This is a genomic window from Dysgonomonas sp. ZJ709, assembly GCF_011039195.1.
In the GTDB taxonomy this organism is placed as follows: Bacteria; Bacteroidota; Bacteroidia; order Bacteroidales; family Dysgonomonadaceae; genus Dysgonomonas.
The window spans coordinates 17,293-32,766 of record NZ_JAAKEM010000018.1; the positions used below are offsets into that span (position 1 = coordinate 17,293).

Consider the following 15,474-nt stretch of genomic DNA (forward strand, 5'->3'; position numbering starts at 1 on the left):
AGATTAACACGAAAAGATTAATACTTAACACGAAAAAAGACTCTTATTTTATGAGGATGTGACACACTTATTTATTCATTTACTATCCATGCCTTAAAGTCTGCGGCCTTATTTTTACTGACATAAATGCGTTCCGGAACATCAATATCGAGTGTAACAAGCAAGCGATTGTCAAACCAAATAGTTATATCCTTAATACTCTCACGAGCTATGATAAATTGTTTATTGGCACGATAAAAATCTGCAGGATTCAATGATAAAAATATCTGTTCCAATGTTTTAGAGTAAGGATAGGATTGGCCGTTTTTTAGATAAATATGAGTACTCTTATCTGTTGTATAAAAATAGGAAACCTCCCGTAAATTTATTGGGAGCAACTTATCTTTTATTGGAATTAAAAACTTGTCTTTATATCGTGATGTTGGCGCTAGTTGTGTCAATCTGGATAAATATTCAACCACTTCGGATCGAGTCCATTTCTTAAATTTATTCAGAGCACGCTCCAGTTCTTCCGACTTGATAGGTTTTAACAAATAATCTACACTATTAAGTTTAAAGGCTTCAATTGCGTATTCATCATAAGCCGTTGTGAAAATAATGGGGGTTTCTACTTCTATAACATCAAATATGAGAAACGAAGAACCGTCTGACAAATGAATATCCATCAATATCAGATCCGGTTCGGGATGGGAATTTAACCATTGAATAGTTTGACTAACACTTTCTGCATTGCCTACGACTTGTATAGAAGGATCAATATCTTTTAGTATTTCCACTAAGCTTTCGTAAGCAGCTGTTTCATCTTCTACTATCAATACTTTCATAATACTGCTATTTTAGTGGTAAATATACACTGAAAATCATACCATCATTTTCAACTCTTATTCGTTTATCCATAAGCAATGAAAAGCGGTTTTCCAAATTCTTTAGTCCTGTACCGTTAGTTATGGGCGATGACAGTTTAGGATATATAGGATTAGATATAACCAGCTCTTGTTCTTCATTCAGACATATAGTAACTTCCATCTTATGATCACTATCAATCATATTATGAACAACTATATTGTCAAGAAGAGGAAGAATAGAAAGAACAGGTATTTTATACGACAACTTTTCTTTATCTATCTCTACATGATATACGAGTTTATTTGCAAAACGAACTTCCATCATATAGCGAAATGCATCTACAAATTCAAGTTCTTCGCCTAATGTCACAAGTCCCTTTTTATCACTTTGCAAAATATACCGGAAAACATCCGACAGCTTATTTACATAGGTAAGTGTGATTTCGTTGTCCTTTTTTCGGATCAACGAAGTCAAGCCATTTAATGAATTAAAGAAAAAATGTGGATTTATCTGATTTGTAAGTGCATCATAGCGGCTTTGCAAATTTTCAATTTTAAGTTGTTCTATTTCTTGTTCTTTGTTCCTTTGTTCTTTATATAACAAAAAAATGTGTCCTATAAAAGTATCTAAAAGGCACATTATAAAAAATTGAAATAATATTAAACTACCGAAATGCCTAACCATCGAATAGATTAAGAATGAGGTCACGCCGTAAATAGCATACGCAGCAATACTAATCAGTGCATTATACCCAAAACGCACCTTAAAAGAAGAAGTCTTTATTTTTTGTAAATTGATTTTTATCAATAAGAAGATCAAAACTGTGTAAAAAGCATAGCGAAAAACAAAAAAAGCTATATAACTTACTCGTCTAGTCTCTTCCAGTTTACTCAACTCCCAAGGTATCCAGGTTATTTCGGGATATATGACAAATAATGCACATATCATACTTATAAGAACAAACTTATAAGGACTATATATATTTGATAAATTTTTCATTCTTGATTTAGAGGATTAATAATTATTTCTTCCTCAATGTACGAAAATAGATATTTTCATTCTCAAATGAATAACTAATCCTGCTAAAACGAAAAAAGAAAACATTAAGACGAAAATATTCTCGTTAATGATTACATACTTTACTTATATCCACAGTAAATCCTTCTTCCTCTGTTGATTTAAATTTGCCTTTATTTTTTAAGAATATAATAAGTTGATCCACATCCATATCTTCGGCCGAACAAGCATAAAAATGTTGCTCTTTTCCAAACTTTTGAATAATAGCTTCTTTTAATGAAGACTCTGTATAGCTGTTTCCTTCCATCATATGAAGTACTTCGTGTGCGTGTAACTGTTCCATAAGAATTTGTATTTGTAAATTATTAAGTACAAAAATACAAATTAGGGTAAGATAAAATCTGTAACAATTGTTACTCAAAAAGAGATAGTTGAAAGAAAAATACTATTTGAATAGTTTTACAAGAAAAGAAAAAATAATAACAGTGGGTTTCAAATGGAATAGGGTAGATAAATTCTCTTTTTTGTATAGATAATTTATACATTTCATCATCAGTTCACTTTCCCTTATACATCGTATTTCAGCAATCGCTTTTTGTAATGGAAACAAGAGTAGAGCTTGCCTCGAAGCACTATATAAGGAACATACAATATTTTTAGACAAATAGTATTGACATTTATCTTCACTAATTCCATTTTGATTCAGAAATAAATATAATTCTGTAAAATATGAAATTCTATTCTTTACCGATCGGTAGTCATATATTTTCCCCGTATTATTTGAATGAAAAACATGATGGTACAAATAATCTGAAACTATGCCTAAATTATTAAGTTTACGATAAACTTCAATAAAAAATATCCCATCTTCGGAGCATATCTTTCTCGAATCTAAGAATTGTATATTATTCTCTGTCAGAAAATCTGCTTTATAGATATGATTCCATATAACACACGAAATATTACCGTTACTAACATTCTCATATATCCATTCTTTGTTTGAAGCATCTGTCGAAATATCGGGATATTTGTATTGTTCGTCGATATTTTCAGATCCCGAAGCCTTCACATAAACACAAGTGAAATTACATCTAACAACATCAAGTTCTTCTTGTTCAGCCTTTTTATACAATAATTCGTACATCGTAGGTTCACTATAATCATCATGATCATGAAAACCTATGTACTTTCCCCGAGCCATTTTCATTCCTTTATTTCGGCTCAATCCTGTATGTAAATTTTCCTCGTTATATATTAGCTTTATGCGATTATCCTTTGCAGCAAACGTTTCAGCAACTTTATCGCTACCGTCTGAAGGACAATCGAGAACAAGAATAATTTCAATTTCTTCGATTGTCTGATTAACCAAAGAAGCCAAACATTTTTCAAAATAATGCCCGGCATTATGAACAGGAACAATAATACTTACTTTAGGTTGATTCATTATTTGTTATAAATTACAAAACTGATCAGTCAAATAAAATTAATATCTTATTTCACACAATTTACATATCAGAAAACAGGAGCATATAAATATATGGGTTAGTATCAATCATTCAATTACCTTATCTATTACTTTCTTAGCTATCACTTCCATTACTTCATATCCTTTTATTGTAGGATGTACACCATCCGAGCCGTAACCCTCTATCATAGCTCCATTGGCATCACGCATCTCTATGTTATAATCTATATAATCGAAACCATTAGCTTCGGCATATGCCTTAATATTAGCATTCAGTGCATCTATTGTTTGAGGTACATTTTTAATCTCGGTTCTCCATGGGTATTCTCCTACAGGAAGAACAGACGATAAAATTACTTTTATACCATTAGCTTTAGCAATTTCAGCCATTGACTTAATATTGTCGAAAGTATATACAGGATTATATTTACCTGTATTTTCAGCTATATCGTTTGTTCCTATGTTAATAATAACTGCTGTAGGCTGAAGATCTACTACATCCTGACGAAAACGAAGCAATAATTGAGGACTAGTCTGTCCACCGATCCCTCTTCCTATATAGTTATTAGCGGTAAAGAAATCAGGTCGCATATTTACCCAACCTTCAGTAATAGAATTACCTATAAACACAACTCTTTTCTCACCCTGTTGGGGCGAAGCTAATTCACTGTTAGCCTTGGCATATTTATCAAAATTAGGTGCTTCACTAAGACTTTGGGCATTAAGATAGATATTCATAGCAAATAAGAAAGACAAAATAAATACTGATTTTTTCATGTGTATTGAATTTAAATATTTGACAATCAACAGCTATATAGTTTACATATAACCACTTTTATAAGAGAGAATAAAAATAACACTTTTCTATTTGAATTTTATGACAAAGTGAATTAATTCTGAAACTTAAATCTTATTTCAAATCAATGTTATTAAAACATATATATAATAAGGTTTTTATTTAATTCCTTTTCAAAAAAATCATACTTGTATTTATAGGCTGTTAATTGTGTTTATCCTTTTTTTGTATATTACTTGTATATATCGTTCTTAAATGTCTGTTTACATACAAATCTTAGTTATTAACAATGATAAAAGCAGCCAATTTATTTATATAAAGGAGATTGTGAACTTTATTAAAATACTGTTAATAACTATTTTTGTTAATAACTATTTTTTGTAATTATTCACTATTGATGTTAATAACCCTTTCAAATACGAATGATAAATAGCTGTGATTTTTTAGTTATCATCTGCGACTAATTTCATATATGTTCTTTAGTTTGGAAAAGCAATGGTTATTGTTTGAAAAATATATCAACACTTATTAACAGGTTATCAACACTGTTTTGTTGATTGTGAAAAGTAGAGTTTAAAGGAGCTTATAACCTAAAGATACAAACTTTATCAGCTATTTTGTAAAAAACTGTTATATATAGGTAACCAATGTGATTATGTACTCTATTAAATAGCATATTGTTAGATAAATATATATTTTTGTTAAATATAATTGAAAATCGAATTATGAAAGGATTTTTTAAAAATGTGTTAGCATCTATGTTGGGATGCTTTGTAGTCTTAGGACTTTTCTTTTTTATGCTTTTTGCAGGACTTGCTGCTATGATACTCAGTTCCGATCAGCAGTATAATTTGAAAGATAATACAGTCTTAACTATTAGACTTGAGGGAACTTTATCCGATAGATCGAATCCGAATCCTCTTTATGAGTTGTTTGGTATAAGTCAAAACGATCAGATGGGACTTGATGATATTCTTTCGTCTATCAAAAAAGCAAAGGAGAACGATAAAATTAAAGGTATTTATATCAATGCCGGAGCTTTTGCAGCATCGGGTGCTTCGCTTAAGGAAATAAGAGATCAGTTGGTCGATTATAAAGAAAGCGGAAAATTCCTGGTTGCTTATGCTGATGTGTATACACAAGGTTGTTACTATCTATCTACAGCAGCCGATAAAGTAATCCTCAATCCTCAGGGAAATCTGGATTTACATGGTTATTCTTCTTCACCTATGTTCTATAAAGGATTATTGGAAAAATTAGGTATAGAAATGCAGATATTCAAAGTAGGTACTTTCAAATCGGCAGTAGAACCGTTTATTCTTGACAAGATGAGCGATGCCAATAGAGAACAAGTATCTTCTTTTATGGGTGATTCATGGTCGACTATTCTTTCTGAAATATCGGTATCACGAAATATATCAGTAGATAAATTGAATATTCTTACTGATTCGATGCCATTATTTCGCGATCCTGTGGTTAATGTACAAGATCGTTTGATAGATACTTTAATGTATGAAACTGAGGCAAGACAATATATTCAAACACTTGCCGGTGTAGAAAAGAAAGAAGATTTACGATTGGCTTCTGTTAAGAATATGTCGTCTGTATCGTTTCTTAAGAAAGATAAATCGGATGATATAATTGCTGTATTATATGCAGAAGGTACTATCAATGTAGGCACGTCGAGAGATGGTATTACCGATAGAAGATATGTAAGAGAAATAGAAAAATTAAAAGATAACGATAAAGTAAAAGCCGTTGTTTTACGTGTCAACTCTCCGGGAGGTAGTGCTTACGCATCGGAACAAATATGGAAAGCTATTACCGATCTTAAAGCAAAGAAACCGGTAGTAGTTTCTATGGGAGATCTTGCTGCATCGGGCGGATACTATATCTCTTGTAATGCTTCTAAAATTATAGCTCAACCAAATACATTAACAGGGTCGATAGGTATATTCGGTATGTTTCCGAATGCAGAAGGGCTGACAAAGAAAGTAGGTCTTACATTTGATAATGTGAAAACAAATAAATTCTCGGATTTTGGTGATATCACTCGCCCAATGAGAGACGATGAAAAGGTAATGCTTCAAAATTTCGTAGAAAAAGGGTATGATTTATTTCTTACTCGTTGTTCTGAAGGTCGTGGTATTCCGAAAGATTCTTTAGATAATATAGCTCAGGGGCGTGTATGGACAGGAAATCAAGCTCTTAAAATTGGACTTGTGGATGCTCTTGGTGGAATAGATGTTGCTATAAAAGAAGCTGCAAAATTGGCTGAATTAGAAGATTATGCGCTGTCAGGTTTCCCTGTAAAAGTAGATTTCTTTGAGGCTTTATTTTCCGATCAGAAAGAAGAAATGACCACCCGTGCCATGAAGGAATATTTAGGTGTCGATTACGAGCTATTTAAACTAATGAAAGAAATTAAAGAACAGGATTTTATACAAGCCCGTTTACCTTACGACTTTCAAATAAAATAAATATATAATGATTACAAATCCACCCGTACGCATTAATAAATGGTTATTGCCGTTTTCATGGTTGTACGGGCTTATTGTGTTTTTTCGGAATAAGTTATTCGATTGGAAAATACTGAAGCACGAAGAATTTGATATTCCTGTTATTTGTATTGGAAATATTACGGCGGGTGGTACGGGAAAAACGCCACACACTGAATATTTGATAGAAATACTTCAGGATAAATATCGTGTAGCAGTATTGAGTCGTGGTTATAAGCGAAAAACAAAGGGATTTGTATTAGCTACAAGTGAGTCTACAAGTCTGGAAATAGGTGATGAGTCTTTCCAGATCAAACAGAAATATCCGAATGCTATTATAGCTGTAGATGGAAATAGGAGAAGGGGTATTAATGAATTGCTTGCACTAGAAAAACCTCCGCAGATTATCTTGTTAGACGATGCTTTTCAACATCGTTATGTGAAGCCGTCTTACACCATTATCCTTTCTGATTATAACAGACCCATTTATGAAGATAAATTGCTTCCTGCCGGCAGATTACGGGAATCAGCAATGCATGTTCGTAAGGCCAGTATGGTGATTGTAACAAAATGCCCTCAGAAATTGCAACCCATAGAATACCGAATTATTTCACACAACATAAATACATTCCCTTATCAGAGCCTTTTCTTTACCAGCTTTAATTATCAGAACCTTAAGCCGGTATTTAGTGAGAACGAACAGGATATTGATTTGGATTATCTGAATGATAAAGATATATTATTGGTTACAGGAATAGCCTCGCCTAAAATGATAATTGAAAAATTATCGGAGTATACCAATAAAGTGGAAACAATGATCTATCCTGATCATCATGCTTTCAAGGCAAGAGATATTAAGGATATAGCAAATAAATTCGAGGCTATACAATCGGTGAATAAGATTATTTTAGTAACAGAAAAAGATGCTGCTCGACTCATACTGCGAGATGATATTGACGAGCAATTAAAACCTTCGTTTTACTATCTTCCTATCGAAGTTGTTTTTTCGGATGAGGAGAGTAAACAACAATTTAAAGACAAAATATATAAGCATGTTAAAGAAAATACAGGAAACCGCGCATTTTATAAAAGATAAAGTAGAAGTTATTCCTAATATCGCTATCATTTTAGGCACTGGATTGGGTGAGCTTGTACATGAAATAAGTGATAAAAAGGAAATCCCATACGAACATATACCAAACTTTCCTCTATCGACAGTAGAGGGGCATAGTGGTAAGTTGATTTTCGGAAAACTTGGTGGTAAAGACGTTATTGCAATGCAAGGACGCTTTCATTTTTACGAAGGTTATAATATGAAAGAAGTTACTTTTCCTATCCGCGTATTTCAGGCATTGGGTATAGAATATCTATTTGTTTCGAATGCAGCAGGTGGAATGAATGGCAGTTTCGATATAGGTGATATTATGCTTATCGACGATCATATAAATCTGTTTCCGGAACACCCGCTTCATGGCAAAAATTATAAAGAATTAGGAGTCCGCTTTCCCGATATGAGTGAGGCTTATAATAGAGAACTTCGTTTGATGGCAATGCAAGTTGCCAAGGATAATAATATAAAATTACAGCATGGAGTTTATATAGGTACGCAAGGGCCTACATTCGAAACACCTTCCGAATATAATTATTTCCGTATAATAGGAGGGGATGCAGTCGGTATGTCTACAGTACCGGAAGTTATCGTGGCTAATCATGCTAAAATGAAGGTGCTGGCATTCTCTATAATCACCGATTTGGGTGTAATAGGTAAGATAGTCGAATGTACACACGAAGATGTCCAGGAGGCAGCTAAAATAGCTCAGCCGAAGATGGCATTTATTATGCAGGAGATCATAAAGAAGATCTAAATTTGAAAATAAAAATGGAGAACAGATAGCTGTTCTCCATTTTCTTTATTAATAATAGTTGGTGATAATTATTTTATACTATTGATCAGGTTACTGGCCAAACGGCTTGCACCGATACGGAAATATTCATTAGACAAATACTCGTCGCCTAGCACCTCTTTTACTATTGTATAATACTTTACGGCCTCTTCTGTTGTAGAAATACCACCGGAAGCTTTAAAACCCGATTTTATGCCTGTTTTACTTTCATATTCTTTAATAGCTGTACACATGACATAAGCCGCTTCGAGTGAAGCTCCTTCATATCCTTTGCCTGTAGAAGTTTTTATAAAATCTGCTCCCGAATAGAGCGATAGGATAGAGGCTTTCATTATATTCGAGGCCGATTTGAGAGCTCCTGTTTCGAGGATTACTTTCAGTTTAGCATCGCGGCATGTATCTTTTATTTCACTTATTTCCTCCGAAAGTTCTTCGTAATTTTCCTCAAGAAAGTATCCTAAATTAAGCACTATATCTATTTCGTCGGCTCCTGCCGCTACTGCAAGTGCTGCTTCGGCTACCTTTATTTCGGTAAAGGTCTGAGATGAAGGGAATCCTCCGGCAACAGCAGCGATTTTCACATCGGCTATCAATGCTTCTTTTACCACTTCGGCAAAGTTAGGGTATACGCATATTGCTGCTACATTCGGTGTATCGGATGAACCATCGAAATCGTTTACTTTTTCGGTAAAGTTCCATATATCTTCACGTGTATCGGTAGCATTCAGCGATGTGAGATCAATGCATGAATAGATACGTTTATATGCTTCTTTTGTATTATTAGCTGCAAATTTTTTGCTGATTATCTCGTTCACAGTAGCTGTTATGTCTTCATCTTTGATGTCAGTTTTATACTTATTCAGCGCGTCGAGATATTTATTTGTTTCGGCCATTTTATTTTAGTTTTTCGTTATTTATATGTCTGTCTTTATCCCTGTTTGTTTTTTTCTCCATATTCTTTTTGAAGGCTTCTGTGAGGTTTATTCCTGTCTGATTGGCTATGCAGATCAGTACCCAGAGTACATCGGCCATCTCGTCCCCTAAATCTTTTGCCAAGTCTGATTTTTTGAATGATTGGTCACCATAAGTTCGGGCCATTATGCGAGCTAGTTCTCCTACTTCTTCGGTAAGGATAGCCATATTGGTCAATTCATTAAAGTAGCGGACACCAATAGTTTGTATCCAGTTGTCTACTTCTTGTTGAGCTTCTTCTATTGTCATTTATTCTTTGTTTTTAGAATCGATCCAGATAGTTACCGGACCATCGTTTATTAACTCCACTTGCATGTCTGCACCGAAAATACCTGTCTGTACCTGTTTGTTCAATAGTTTTTGGAGGTTGTCGCAAAACTCGTTGTAAAGAGGAATCGCAATATCAGGTTTAGATGCACGAATATAAGATGGGCGGTTGCCCTTCTTGGTCGAAGCATGCAGTGTAAATTGCGATACGACCAATATTTCGCCATCTATATCAGTTATTGGCAAATTCATAATTCCCTTTTCATCATCAAAGATACGAAGATTAATTGCTTTGTTGCAAAGCCATTCTATATCTTCCTGATTATCAATATCTTCTATTCCAACAAAGATTAATAATCCTTTTCCTATCTCTCCTTTTATCGTATTATCTATTGTTACCGATGCTTTTTTAACCCGTTGTATAAGTATTCTCATTACGTATATCTTAAAAATAAAGGTCGCATATCAAACTTGATATGCGACCTTAAAATTAGGTATTTATTTGTAAACAATTTCCTCCTAACTTTTAATTATGGAGTTTATTTATCTTCTAATATTTTTTCTACTTCCTCTATTTCTCCTCCCAATGCTTTTAATTTGAATGCATAGAATATTCTGAGGAGCCCGTAGCATATAAAGGTTATAGCTGTTAAGCCAACTATAAATCCGCTTGCAAATACTGGATTTACAATCAATACGAATGATAGTAACAGCCCTATTATTGCTAATACAAGCGCCCATCCCCAATTTTTAGCTCCGTGGCGTTGTAGTTCTATAGCGGCACCGATTCCCCATACGGATTGGAACATTATCCAGAATCCGATAAAGAATATCAGAACGAAAATACTTTGTACGGGAAGTGCAATTAGTAAAAATCCGAAAAGTAGGTCTATAAATCCGCTTGCTAGTGTCCAACCCCATCCATTGAGACTGTTTCTGTTTGATATTGCAAAAGAAATTTCAAATATACCACTGACGATGAAGCCGGCAACAAACACAGCGGATAAAGCAATAAGAGTTGTGTTAGGTGCTGCTGCACACCATATACCTAGTATTACAGCTAATGCGCCTATTAGGAGGGATACCCACCAGTATTTAACTGCTTGTTTTACTGAACTTAATAAGCCATTTTTCATAATTTGAACAATTTAATTAGTGTTTTAGTCTTTTATTTTTAGGAAAGCACACTAAATAGTATGTGTACTTACTATTTATTATATAACAGACTATAGCTTATTTTTGTTCAAAATAATCTTTTAAAAGTTTGGCTCTGAAAACGCCCACAATTGCTTCTACTTCTGCCTGTGGAGCCATTTTTATTCGTTTTACACTTTTGAAATGTTTTAGGAGTATCCGTTTGGTTTCGTCACCGATACCTTTAATATTGTCTAGTTCCGATTTTACCTGAGCTTTACTTCTTTTGTTTCTATGGAAGGTAATTCCGAACCTATGTGCTTCATCCCTAAGGTATTGAATTACCTTTAGAGATTCTGAATTTTTGTCGAGATACAAAGGAACAGAGTCTTCGGGATAATATATTTCTTCGAGTCGTTTAGCAATACCCACAATCGCAACTTTTCCATATATACCAAGAGCTTTGAGAGATTCGCATGCTGCACTTAGTTGCCCCTTTCCTCCATCTATTACAATGAGTTGGGGTAGGGGAGTTTTCTCTTCTAGTAGCCTGTGATAGCGTCTGTATATAACTTCGCGCATTGTGGAAAAATCGTCAGGACCTTCTACGGTCTTTACATTAAAATGACGGTAATCTCTCTTGGAAGGTTTTCCCATTTTGAAAACAACACATGCCGATACTGGATTTGTTCCTTGTATATTTGAGTTGTCGAAACATTCTATATGTGTCGGTAATTCTTTTAGGTTGAGATCTTTTTGTATATTTTTGAGAATGCGTGTATTTCGCTGCTCAGGATTTAGTGTTTCTGCTTTCTTAAGTTTATCAAGTTTATATTGTTTTACATTTTTAATGGAGAGGCCGAGTAGCTTTGCTTTATCACCTCGTTGAGGAATCGTAAATTCCACACCACTAAGAATGAGATCGGGATAGAAGGGAACTACAATTTCTTTTGCTTTTGCACCGAATCGATTTTGCATTTCAAGAATACCCAATCCGAGCAATTCTTCTTTAGCTTCTTCCATTCTTTTTCTGTATTCGAACGTATATGCCTGTATGATAGCGCCGTTATGTACACTTAAGTAGTTGATATATGCAGAGTTATCATCTTCGTCGTAGCTGTAAACATCTATATTATATTTAATGCTGCTAACTACGGTCGATTTACTTTTGAAGCTCTCTATGAGCATGTATTTTTCCTTTAGCTTGTGTGCCTCTTCAAAGTTTTGATTATCAGATAGTTTGATCATTTCATTGTAGATACCTTCGCTAACAGAATTGGTATCTCCACGCAAGATGCCTTTTATTGCTTCTATACTTTTATGATAATCCTCTAAAGATTGTAGTCCTTCACAAGGGCCCATACATCTTTTTATATGATACTCAAGACAAACTTTATATTTTCCGGAGGCTATATTTTCGGGTGTAAGACTTAGCGAGCATGTACGGATCGGATATATTTTGTGAATTGTTTCAAGTAATACTTTTATTGCATTTCCACTAGGGTAGGGGCCAAAATATAATGAATTGTCTTTTACAAGATTTCTTGTTTGTTCTACTCTTGGAAAATATTCGTTTCGGATAACAATAGATGCATACGTTTTGTCATCCTTCAGTAAAACATTATACCTTGGTTGTAATTCTTTTATTAAATTATTTTCGAGAAGAAAAGTATCTTCTTCTGTATCTACAATGATGTATTTTATATCCCTGATCTTACTTACTAAGACTCTGGTCTTAGTGCTATTATCGTGACTCTTAGTGAAATAGGATGATACTCTCTTCTTGAGATTTTTTGCTTTACCTACATATATAATAGTCCCTTTGTCATCAAAATATTGATAGCAACCAGGCTTTTCGGGAATATTTTGTATTATATTTTTTAGGTATTCTTTCATCCGAAATAATTTTATGCTAAGAAATTTCTATTAAATAAATATACTATTTTGATTTAAATAACCAAAATTATTTAAATAGAATATTTTAGCAATGCTTTTACTTCTATCTCTTCGGGAAATACTTCTCTACCTGCTAATTCCTCAAGTTCTATGATAAAATTAACATATATCTTTTTTACGCCCATTCTTTTTACAAGCCTATATGCTGCAAGCATTGTTCCGCCAGTAGCAAGGAGATCATCGTGAAGAAGTATTACATCTTCACTGGTTAATGCATCTTTGTGAATTTGTATGCTATCCTCACCGTATTCTTTTTCGTACAGTTCTTCGAAGACTTCAGCAGGTAATTTTCCGGGTTTGCGAATTGGTACAAATCCGGCTCCTAATTCGAGTGCCATAATGGGACCCATTATAAAACCTCTGGATTCTATCCCGACTACTTTAGTTATTCCTTTGTTTCTATATTCATCAAGTAATACTTCTGTAAGATCGAATAAAGATTCTTTGGTTTTAAATAGGGGAGTCACATCTTTAAATTGAATTCCTTCGATTGGAAAGTCTGGAATGTTTCTTACTGTTCTTCTCAGTTTTTCAATTTTAGACTCTTTTTCTTCTACTGTCATTTCTGCTTTTTAGTTTATGTTCCACGTGAAACATCATTTTTATTTTGTGCGTTTTCTATTCTTTTTCTGAATTTTTATTCTCTTTGTTTCACGCTGTTTCACGTGGAACATTTATTTTATCGCCCTAAAAGAATAAGTAAAATGGAAATATCATTTGGTGAAACTCCGGGTATTCTGCTTGCTTGTGCAATAGTTTCCGGATCTATATTTTTGAGCTTTTGTCTTGCCTCCGTAGATAAAGATAATATGTTTTCGTAATTTAATTTGCCTTTTATTTTTATGTTTTCAAGGCGGCTTATCTTATCTGCTATTATTTGCTCTCTCTTTATATAACCGTCATACTTTATAATAATCTCGGTAGCTTCTATTATTTCTTCTTTTCTATTCGGAATTTTATCAAGCTCTTCTTTGAATGCCGGCACATATTCTGCTATATTGTTAATGGATATTTGCGGTCTTGTTATTACATCTTTTAGTTTGAGCCCATGTTTGAGAGGGGAGGTTCCTAATGCAATTAGACCTTCATTTATATATCCGGGTTTCAAAGAGTAGTTAGTAGCAAATTCTACAAGTCTGTTTATTTCTCCTTTTTTCTCTTTGAGGAGATCCATACGTTCTCTTTTTGCCAGACCTATATTGTAGGCTTTCTCAGTTAGGCGTGCATCTGCATCATCTTGCCTAAGTAGTATTCTATATTCAGCCCTAGAGGTAAACATACGATATGGTTCATCAACTCCTTTTGTAACAAGATCGTCAATTAATACGCCGATATAAGCTTCGTCTCTTTGTAGTGTATACTCGTTTCCACCGTGTGTGTTGATGTGTGCATTTATACCTGCGATTAGTCCTTGCCCTCCGGCTTCCTCATATCCTGTAGTTCCATTTATTTGTCCTGCGAAAAATAGATTTTTTACAAGCTTAGTTTCCAATGTATGTTTCAATTGTCTTGGATCGAAGAAATCATATTCGATTGCATACCCTGGTCTATATATGTGTATGTTTCTAAATGCAGGTACTTTTTGCAGAGCTTCGATTTGTATGCGGAGTGGGAGAGAGGATGAAAATCCATTCAAATAATACTCTTGAGTGTTTTCACCTTCTGGTTCCAGAAACAATTGATGTGCTGTTTTTTCGGCAAAAGTTACAATCTTAGTTTCTATACTAGGGCAATATCTTGGTCCGATACTTTTTATCTGTCCGTTATATAAAGGAGACTCATCTAAACCATTGCGTAATTCTGCATGGGTTTCTTCATTCGTGTAGGTAATCCAGCAACTTAATTGTTTTAATGTGCGAGGGGCAAAATCAAGGTAAGAGAACTTATGAAAATCTTCTTCTCCTTTTTGTTCTTCCATTAAACTAAAATCGACGCTTCTACCATCTATTCTGGCAGGTGTTCCGGTTTTCATTCTGTCGGTGGTAAAGCCTAATTCTTTCAGTTGTTCTGTGATACCGAATGATGCTGGTTCGGAAACCCGACCGCCTCCAAGTTGTACACTACCTATATGTATCAATCCATTCAGGAATGTCCCATTCGTGAGAACGACCGATTTGGCCGTGAAAGTAACTCCCATTGCAGTCTTTACTCCTTTTACTTCATTGTCTTCTATGACTAACGAATTCACCGTGTCTTGCCAGATAAATAGGTTATCCGTATTTTCAACTATTTCCCTCCATTTCAGTATGAATTGTGCACGGTCGCTTTGTGCTCGTGGACTCCACATGGCTGGTCCTTTCGATCGGTTAAGCATTCTGAATTGGATAGCTGTCTTATCGGTAACTATCCCCATTTGACCGCCAATAGCATCTATTTCTCTTACTATTTGTCCTTTGGCGATTCCACCGACGGCCGGATTGCAACTCATTTGTGCAATCTTATTCATATCCATCGTTATGAGGAGAGTTCTCGATCCCATGTTGGCGGCTGCTGTTGCTGCCTCACATCCGGCATGACCTGCTCCAACTACAATAACATCGTATTTAAAGTTCATCTTTTTATTCTATATCTTTGGTTTATTGGAGTTGCAAAGTTACTATTTTATATATTTTTACTTGT

General features: G+C 34.2%; 15 protein-coding genes. 3 read left to right on the plus strand and 12 right to left on the minus strand.

Translation table 11 applies throughout. The features are described from left to right. Positions 1-71 precede the first annotated feature (71 nt). From G7Y56_RS12520 to G7Y56_RS12540, 5 genes are all read right to left on the minus strand, one after another. A complete protein-coding gene (locus tag G7Y56_RS12520) occupies positions 72-824 on the minus strand; it encodes a LytTR family DNA-binding domain-containing protein (protein ID WP_165043940.1) in 753 nt (250 codons plus the stop codon). Between the two features lie 7 nt (positions 825-831). Next, entirely contained in the window at positions 832-1,845 is a 1,014-nt protein-coding gene (locus tag G7Y56_RS12525; RefSeq protein WP_165043942.1) for a sensor histidine kinase, read from the minus strand. A 124-nt stretch (positions 1,846-1,969) separates the two neighbouring features. Beyond that, positions 1,970-2,206: a YecH family metal-binding protein gene (locus tag G7Y56_RS12530; protein ID WP_165043944.1), complete on the minus strand. Its 237-nt coding sequence runs from the start codon at positions 2,204-2,206 to the stop codon at positions 1,970-1,972. Positions 2,207-2,308: 102 nt separating this feature from the next. Next, on the minus strand, positions 2,309-3,307 hold the full coding sequence (locus G7Y56_RS12535; protein WP_165021147.1) for a glycosyltransferase: 999 nt from the start codon (positions 3,305-3,307) through the stop codon (positions 2,309-2,311). A gap of 108 nt (positions 3,308-3,415) precedes the next feature. Continuing rightward, positions 3,416-4,105 carry an SGNH/GDSL hydrolase family protein gene (locus G7Y56_RS12540; RefSeq protein ID WP_165043946.1) on the minus strand — a complete coding sequence of 230 codons (690 nt, stop codon included), beginning with the start codon at positions 4,103-4,105 and terminating at the stop codon, positions 3,416-3,418. A 744-nt stretch (positions 4,106-4,849) separates the two neighbouring features. On the opposite strand from G7Y56_RS12540, the gene sppA reads away from it, so the two are divergent. Genes sppA through G7Y56_RS12555 form a run of 3 tightly spaced genes read left to right on the plus strand, consistent with a single transcriptional unit; the run spans position 4,850 to position 8,487 of the window. Beyond that, positions 4,850-6,604, plus strand: a complete 1,755-nt coding sequence (gene sppA, locus G7Y56_RS12545) for a signal peptide peptidase SppA (protein WP_165021149.1) — start codon at positions 4,850-4,852, stop codon at positions 6,602-6,604. Positions 6,605-6,611: 7 nt separating this feature from the next. After that, the gene (gene lpxK, locus G7Y56_RS12550) at positions 6,612-7,718 is read left to right on the plus strand and encodes a tetraacyldisaccharide 4'-kinase (protein ID WP_165043948.1); all 1,107 of its coding nucleotides are present in this window, start codon (positions 6,612-6,614) and stop codon (positions 7,716-7,718) included. Further along, complete coding sequence (locus G7Y56_RS12555; protein WP_165043950.1) at positions 7,675-8,487, plus strand: purine-nucleoside phosphorylase; 813 nt, start codon at positions 7,675-7,677, stop codon at positions 8,485-8,487. The genes lpxK and G7Y56_RS12555 overlap by 44 nt, the downstream gene beginning before the upstream one ends. A gap of 68 nt (positions 8,488-8,555) precedes the next feature. Here the strand turns inward: G7Y56_RS12555 and deoC are convergent, their stop codons facing one another. The 7 genes from deoC to mnmG form a co-directional block, all read right to left on the minus strand. Continuing rightward, positions 8,556-9,419 carry a deoxyribose-phosphate aldolase gene (deoC, locus tag G7Y56_RS12560; RefSeq protein WP_165043952.1) on the minus strand — a complete coding sequence of 288 codons (864 nt, stop codon included), beginning with the start codon at positions 9,417-9,419 and terminating at the stop codon, positions 8,556-8,558. 1 nt (position 9,420) lies between these two features. Beyond that, the gene (locus G7Y56_RS12565; protein ID WP_165021153.1) at positions 9,421-9,747 is read right to left on the minus strand and encodes a nucleotide pyrophosphohydrolase; all 327 of its coding nucleotides are present in this window, start codon (positions 9,745-9,747) and stop codon (positions 9,421-9,423) included. Then, positions 9,748-10,200 (minus strand): D-aminoacyl-tRNA deacylase, encoded by a 453-nt coding sequence (dtd, locus tag G7Y56_RS12570; protein WP_165043954.1) that lies wholly within the window; start codon positions 10,198-10,200, stop codon positions 9,748-9,750. Between the two features lie 104 nt (positions 10,201-10,304). Further along, positions 10,305-10,901 carry an HdeD family acid-resistance protein gene (locus G7Y56_RS12575; RefSeq protein ID WP_165043956.1) on the minus strand — a complete coding sequence of 199 codons (597 nt, stop codon included), beginning with the start codon at positions 10,899-10,901 and terminating at the stop codon, positions 10,305-10,307. A 97-nt stretch (positions 10,902-10,998) separates the two neighbouring features. After that, complete coding sequence (gene uvrC, locus G7Y56_RS12580; RefSeq protein WP_165021156.1) at positions 10,999-12,795, minus strand: excinuclease ABC subunit UvrC; 1,797 nt, start codon at positions 12,793-12,795, stop codon at positions 10,999-11,001. Positions 12,796-12,866: 71 nt separating this feature from the next. Then, positions 12,867-13,418, minus strand: coding sequence for an adenine phosphoribosyltransferase (locus tag G7Y56_RS12585; RefSeq protein ID WP_165021157.1), 552 nt, complete (start codon positions 13,416-13,418; stop codon positions 12,867-12,869). Positions 13,419-13,534: 116 nt separating this feature from the next. Further along, the gene (gene mnmG / locus G7Y56_RS12590; RefSeq protein WP_165043958.1) at positions 13,535-15,409 is read right to left on the minus strand and encodes a tRNA uridine-5-carboxymethylaminomethyl(34) synthesis enzyme MnmG; all 1,875 of its coding nucleotides are present in this window, start codon (positions 15,407-15,409) and stop codon (positions 13,535-13,537) included. Between the last annotated feature and the right edge of the window lie 65 nt (positions 15,410-15,474).

Coding starts and splice junctions, on each gene's coding strand:
- deoC (WP_165043952.1), bottom strand. CDS start 9,419: ATGGCCGAAACAAATAAATATCTCGACGCGCTGAATAAGTATAAAACT.
- G7Y56_RS12520 (WP_165043940.1), bottom strand. CDS start 824: ATGAAAGTATTGATAGTAGAAGATGAAACAGCTGCTTACGAAAGCTTA.
- G7Y56_RS12585 (WP_165021157.1), bottom strand. CDS start 13,418: ATGACAGTAGAAGAAAAAGAGTCTAAAATTGAAAAACTGAGAAGAACA.
- uvrC (WP_165021156.1), bottom strand. CDS start 12,795: ATGAAAGAATACCTAAAAAATATAATACAAAATATTCCCGAAAAGCCT.
- G7Y56_RS12535 (WP_165021147.1), bottom strand. CDS start 3,307: ATGAATCAACCTAAAGTAAGTATTATTGTTCCTGTTCATAATGCCGGG.
- G7Y56_RS12555 (WP_165043950.1), top strand. CDS start 7,675: ATGTTAAAGAAAATACAGGAAACCGCGCATTTTATAAAAGATAAAGTA.
- lpxK (WP_165043948.1), top strand. CDS start 6,612: ATGATTACAAATCCACCCGTACGCATTAATAAATGGTTATTGCCGTTT.
- G7Y56_RS12575 (WP_165043956.1), bottom strand. CDS start 10,901: ATGAAAAATGGCTTATTAAGTTCAGTAAAACAAGCAGTTAAATACTGG.
- sppA (WP_165021149.1), top strand. CDS start 4,850: ATGAAAGGATTTTTTAAAAATGTGTTAGCATCTATGTTGGGATGCTTT.
- G7Y56_RS12530 (WP_165043944.1), bottom strand. CDS start 2,206: ATGGAACAGTTACACGCACACGAAGTACTTCATATGATGGAAGGAAAC.
- G7Y56_RS12540 (WP_165043946.1), bottom strand. CDS start 4,105: ATGAAAAAATCAGTATTTATTTTGTCTTTCTTATTTGCTATGAATATC.
- dtd (WP_165043954.1), bottom strand. CDS start 10,200: ATGAGAATACTTATACAACGGGTTAAAAAAGCATCGGTAACAATAGAT.
- G7Y56_RS12525 (WP_165043942.1), bottom strand. CDS start 1,845: ATGAAAAATTTATCAAATATATATAGTCCTTATAAGTTTGTTCTTATA.
- mnmG (WP_165043958.1), bottom strand. CDS start 15,409: ATGAACTTTAAATACGATGTTATTGTAGTTGGAGCAGGTCATGCCGGA.
- G7Y56_RS12565 (WP_165021153.1), bottom strand. CDS start 9,747: ATGACAATAGAAGAAGCTCAACAAGAAGTAGACAACTGGATACAAACT.